The following is a 4,588-nucleotide window of genomic DNA, read 5'->3' on the forward strand; positions in this document are numbered from 1 at the left end:
TCCTCACCGAACCCGAGCCCGGCCTGTTCACCCTCACCAACCCGACACCGGCCATCCAGAGCTGAACTCCGGCGAAGTCTCACAGAACACCCTCTCAGATGTGACTGTGGACGTTGATGACACTTCCGTCGGGTGCCTGAACAAAGAAACGTCGGATTCCCCATGGTTCCGTGGTCAAGGGATAGACCACCTGGTGCCCCTGGCGCTCGGCTGCGGCGTACACGGCGTCAACGTCCTCGACTTCGACCGCCAGTGTCGAATGGGCGGTATGCGGGTCCCATGAGTCTGCGGCAGGGGAGACCACGGTCATCTGCGCCGTCGGGTTACCGGGCGAGGCCAACATCAAGAAGCCGGGCTCGTCCATGCGCACGTCCATGCCCAGGAAATCGCTGTAGAAGCTTCGGCTCTCTTCGATGTCCTGGGTGACGACGTTGGGCATGATGCGACGGATCGTCATCCTCGCACTGTAGCCGAGGACCACTCCAACAGCTTGATCCAAACGAAAGGCCCTAGCCGCGGCCGGCCCCGGGGTGCACCGCGCGTTGTCCGAAGCCGCCCCGCAGGCGATCACCGGGGATGCGAAGGCCTTCGCCGCGGTCGTGGCAGAGGTGCTGGACCTGGCTGGCGGCCCGCTGTGGGACGGGTATGCCATCCGATGAGACGGTGGGGCGCACTCACAGATCGACCTGGACTTCTGTAGCACCCGGGCTCCCTCGCCATGCCGAGCACAACCATCGTCCCGAAGCAAGCACCCGGGTGCTCTCAAAACTCGGCGACATCACTTTCCCATGGCACCACGTGCTCGTGCCGCCGAGCGACAGATGCTCTCACAACTCACGTACAAAGCCAGGAGGGCCGCGAGCAGGCGGATCGCCCGCTGGGTGGTCTTGTCCGGTCTGAACCGGTAGTCCATGTTCAGCGGACCGTCGGCGTACCGCTCCAGCAACGCCAGGAGCCGTATCCGGACGGTGCACAGCTCTGCCACCGGGCAGTTGCCCCAGCTGTCGGCGGTGTGGGTCTGGCAGGGCGCTGTGGCCTTCTTCGTCGTCATGGCGCCACCCTGGCCTGGGCCGGCTGTGGACAGCGGTACTGACCACGCCGAAGGCGCCGGCCACCAGCACGGTGGTCGGCGCCTCCTCGTGCCCCCGGCCTGCCGGGGAAACCTCCGCCCCGGCGCAGCGGGTGCGGTGGATCAGGACCGCCGCTCGCTCGGGGGGTCCGGGCGCGGTCCGGTCTCCTCAGTGTGTACGGGCGAACGCCGCGGGGTCTGCGGGGCTGGGCCGAGGCGGTGTCAGGGGGTGTCGCCCGCCCAGTCCCAGCGGCGCGGGTCCGCCGGGCGGGGTTCGTAGTGCGCGCGGCCGCCCGCGCCGTACGCGCCGATCTCGGTGGCCAGCGCGGCACCGTCGGCGAGTTCCTCGGCGTCCCAGCCGGTGACGTCCAGCAGGAGGCCGTCGAGCGGGCCGCCGACCAGTTCCCGGTACTCGTGTACCGGCCGCGGGCCCGGGTCGGGGTCGTCGTGGTCTGTCCCGTAGACCTGGCCCCTCAGCAGCACCTCGTCGTCGTCCATGACGCCCAGCCTTCCAGCCGGCACTGACACCGCGTGGACGAACCAGGGGTTCCGGTTCCCCACCAGGCCGGTTCGGCGGCGGCGAGGGTCAGAGCGGCGACGGGGGTGGTGGCGGCCGGACTCCAGCGCTTGGGTCTCGTCGCGGAGGAGTTCGGTGATCCAGCCGGCGACGCCGACGGGCAGGTGGAGGGTGCGTTGTTCGATGTCGTAGGGGGTGCCGATGGTCAACCAGACACCGGTGCCGGTGTCCGTGCCGGGCGCGGCGTGCTCGGCGAAGATTTGCAGGGCGTCGGCGAGGTCGGCGGCGGCGCCCTCGCCGTCCGTGCCGGTGTTCACCAGGTCGCCGGTCCGTCGGGGCCGGTCGGCTGCTCGGTGCGGCGGATCGTGTCGGGGTGGTGGAGGTACCAGCCCCAGTCGTCGACGCCGGGGCCCCAGCGGACCAGGGCGACCGTCAGCGTGGCCGAGGGGGCCGGGCGGTGACGGGCCTGGCCAGGCCCGGTGTTCTGCGGGTGGGCGATCAGGTGCGCTTCGACGGTGGTGAGCACACCGTGGTGGCGATCGAGGGCGCGTCGGTGAGGCTGTCGGGCACGGACGGCGCCTCGCGGGTGGTGCTGCTGCCGTTCCTGCTCGCGGACGAGGACTTCGCGCTGCTGGGTGCGGACGGGCCGTTGCCGGGCTTGGCGCCGACGGGACTGCTGGAGGCCGCGCCGGCCGAGGCGCTCGCGCAGGCACGGTTCTGGGAACGCCATGCCGTCGAGATCGAGACCGGCCTGCCGCCGGACTCGCCGCCCGGGACGGTTCCGCGGCCTGGCTACGCCCCGGCGGCCACCACGCTGGCGGAGCGTCAGAGGACGAAGGCCCAGGAACTGGCGACGGTCGCCGGCCGGTCGGGGAACGCACGCTGCAGCGAATCCTTCAGCCGCTACCGCGAGCAGGGCCTGCTCGGCCTGGTCGACCAGCGCGGGCACCGCCAGCCTGGAGCTGCCGCTCGGCTGACCCGGCCCCGGGCAACCGCCGAAGCGGCCCGCCGCGAACCGCGCCGCGGGCCGCACACGCTTTCCTCCACGCCTCCGCAGCCGCGGAGACGTGCGCGGAAGCGTCAACGGACTCGGACACCTGCCGCGTGCCCTGGCCCGCCCCGCACTGCGTCGTCTCCCTCGGGAACGGCGAGGGTTCGGCGAAGGGGCAGCGGCCGACACGGGCTCGCCGGCGCCGCGTCGGCGGAGGGCGACGGGCGAGCCGGTCGCGCCCGCGCTCTTTTGCCGACGCCCGGCCGCTGCCAGTCGCCCGACGCGCCGTCAGGGACCCTGGCGTTGCTGCTTCAATCTCGCGGCTTCATGTTGATCAGGAGGACGCCAGAGTATTCATCAGGCGCTCATACCTTCGTACCGTGCGCTGTACGTACCGGAGCGAACCGGTCCTTCGACAGTGATTCGACTGACCGGAGAATCAAACGACGCATCCGACGTGTCACAGACGTTCATTCGACGCTCACTCCGCGCTCTCTCCGTCACCAGCAACGAGGGCTGGTCCGCCGCGGGCCCGCCGTGGCGCTTCCGTAGGGTCATGACCGCGCCGCCCACGCAGGGGCGAAAGGGCGGGGAAGCCCCGTCCGGGCAGGGTGGCCCAAGGGGTTCCCTGCCCCGACGGGGCTCGTTCGGCCGGGCGGCGGATCAGCAGCGGATCGGCGGATCAGTGGCGGATCCGTGCCGGATCAGCGGCGCCCGGCGGAAGCCGGTGCCCTGCGCGGCGCTTCCCGCTTCAGCTGAACGTGATGTCGCTGCACCACATGTACGCCTGGTCGAGGTGCGATGCCTGCCAGATCACGAACAGGACGTGGTTTCCGGTGTAGCCGGACGTCTGGACGGGGAACGTGATGTCCGACGCCGGCGCGAAGCGGCCGGTCTGCGTGATGAAGTCGAGGTTGCCCCAGCCCAGGGTCTGGGTCGCGGGGTTGAAGCCCTGCTTGCTCACGTAGACCTTGAAGTAGTCCGCGCCGTGGCTGGCCTGGTCGTACAGGTGGACCGAGAAGTTGCTGCCGACGGTGGTTGCCTTCCACTGCCCGGGCTTGTTCAGGCTGTCGTTCCGCGAGAGGTTGTTGCTGCAGAGCGTCCCGTCGGGCGTCTTCGCCTGGAACTGACCGCCGAGGCCGTCGCGGAGCGCGCTCATCCAGTTCCACATGGTGTCGGGGTTGGCCTGGAACGCCTGCCAGCACATGGGGTCCTGCGTCTGCATGGCGGGGTTCGTGTGGTCGCTGCCCCACGTCTTCCAGCACTGGTACGCGCGGGAGGCCGGGTCGACGATGGTGCCGTGCGCCTGGGCGGGGGCCGACCAGGTCAGCGCGCCGGCCACCACGGCGAACAGCGTGAGGAGCGCCTGGAGAGGCCAGCGGAGGGACGACCGTGAACGCCCGGTCAACGGGCTTTTTGTGCGCATGGGGGGAACTCCTTACAGTTGCGAGGCTGTCATGGGAGCGCTCCCAAGCGTACGTATTCCGAGTGAAGTGTCAATGAAACGAACCGAGTTGACAGGACGAGCCCGCTCTCTGGCGCTCGGTTCCCCGCCGGCACCGGCCTGGTCGAGGCCCGGGGCAGCAGCCCCGCCGCTACGAGGCGGTGCCCGGGACGGGCCCCCGGCTCCGGGGGCGCCGTATCACGTCGATCAGCGACTCGGCCGCCCGCTTGCCGATCTCCTCGGGATCCGGGCCGAGCGCGGTGAGCACGGGGCGGGCAGCGTGCGGAACTGGTGGCCGGGGGTGCGGGTCGCTGATCGCCGGCGACCTGACCACCGCCGTGAAGCCGCCGGCCAGAACAACGGCAGAGGACTGGTTCATACCGTCAGCGCGGCCGGGTGAGAGTGAGGCCGAGGACGGCACGCGGCCCGGCGGCCGGACGCAGGAGCCCCGGGCCGGCCGCGGCGAACCGGTCCCCTAGATGACTGATGCCAAGGGCTCGCCTGCGCGCATGACATGAAGCGAGGGAGTCCAAAGATCGGTTGTGACGCCTGATCTGGACTCCCTCG

6 protein-coding genes are annotated in these 4,588 nt (G+C 70.5%); all 6 read right to left on the reverse strand.

Annotated features, from left to right (window positions below):
* Positions 1-94 precede the first annotated feature (94 nt).
* Positions 95-457: a VOC family protein gene (locus ACZ55U_RS38750; protein ID WP_465534286.1), complete on the reverse strand. Its 363-nt coding sequence runs from the start codon at positions 455-457 to the stop codon at positions 95-97.
* A gap of 321 nt (positions 458-778) precedes the next feature.
* Positions 779-1,051 (reverse strand): hypothetical protein, encoded by a 273-nt coding sequence (locus ACZ55U_RS38755; RefSeq protein ID WP_465534288.1) that lies wholly within the window; start codon positions 1,049-1,051, stop codon positions 779-781.
* Positions 1,052-1,291: 240 nt separating this feature from the next.
* Positions 1,292-1,567 (reverse strand): hypothetical protein, encoded by a 276-nt coding sequence (locus ACZ55U_RS38760; protein WP_465534296.1) that lies wholly within the window; start codon positions 1,565-1,567, stop codon positions 1,292-1,294.
* A gap of 332 nt (positions 1,568-1,899) precedes the next feature.
* A complete protein-coding gene (locus ACZ55U_RS38765) occupies positions 1,900-2,316 on the reverse strand; it encodes a hypothetical protein (protein ID WP_465534290.1) in 417 nt (138 codons plus the stop codon).
* A gap of 1,012 nt (positions 2,317-3,328) precedes the next feature.
* Positions 3,329-4,003 carry a lytic polysaccharide monooxygenase auxiliary activity family 9 protein gene (locus tag ACZ55U_RS38770; RefSeq protein WP_465534292.1) on the reverse strand — a complete coding sequence of 225 codons (675 nt, stop codon included), beginning with the start codon at positions 4,001-4,003 and terminating at the stop codon, positions 3,329-3,331.
* 169 nt (positions 4,004-4,172) lie between these two features.
* Positions 4,173-4,400: a hypothetical protein gene (locus tag ACZ55U_RS38775; RefSeq protein ID WP_465534294.1), complete on the reverse strand. Its 228-nt coding sequence runs from the start codon at positions 4,398-4,400 to the stop codon at positions 4,173-4,175.
* Between the last annotated feature and the right edge of the window lie 188 nt (positions 4,401-4,588).

It is taken from the genome of Kitasatospora sp. NPDC034533 (assembly GCF_055575155.1).

What these genes read in the sequence shown, in the direction of transcription:
- ACZ55U_RS38765 (WP_465534290.1), bottom strand. Translation starts at nt 2,316, where the DNA reads ATGGCGTTCCCAGAACCGTGCCTGCGCGAGCGCCTCGGCCGGCGCGGC.
- ACZ55U_RS38750 (WP_465534286.1), bottom strand. Translation starts at nt 457, where the DNA reads ATGACGATCCGTCGCATCATGCCCAACGTCGTCACCCAGGACATCGAA.
- ACZ55U_RS38755 (WP_465534288.1), bottom strand. Translation starts at nt 1,051, where the DNA reads ATGACGACGAAGAAGGCCACAGCGCCCTGCCAGACCCACACCGCCGAC.
- ACZ55U_RS38770 (WP_465534292.1), bottom strand. Translation starts at nt 4,003, where the DNA reads ATGCGCACAAAAAGCCCGTTGACCGGGCGTTCACGGTCGTCCCTCCGC.
- ACZ55U_RS38760 (WP_465534296.1), bottom strand. Translation starts at nt 1,567, where the DNA reads ATGGACGACGACGAGGTGCTGCTGAGGGGCCAGGTCTACGGGACAGAC.
- ACZ55U_RS38775 (WP_465534294.1), bottom strand. Translation starts at nt 4,400, where the DNA reads ATGAACCAGTCCTCTGCCGTTGTTCTGGCCGGCGGCTTCACGGCGGTG.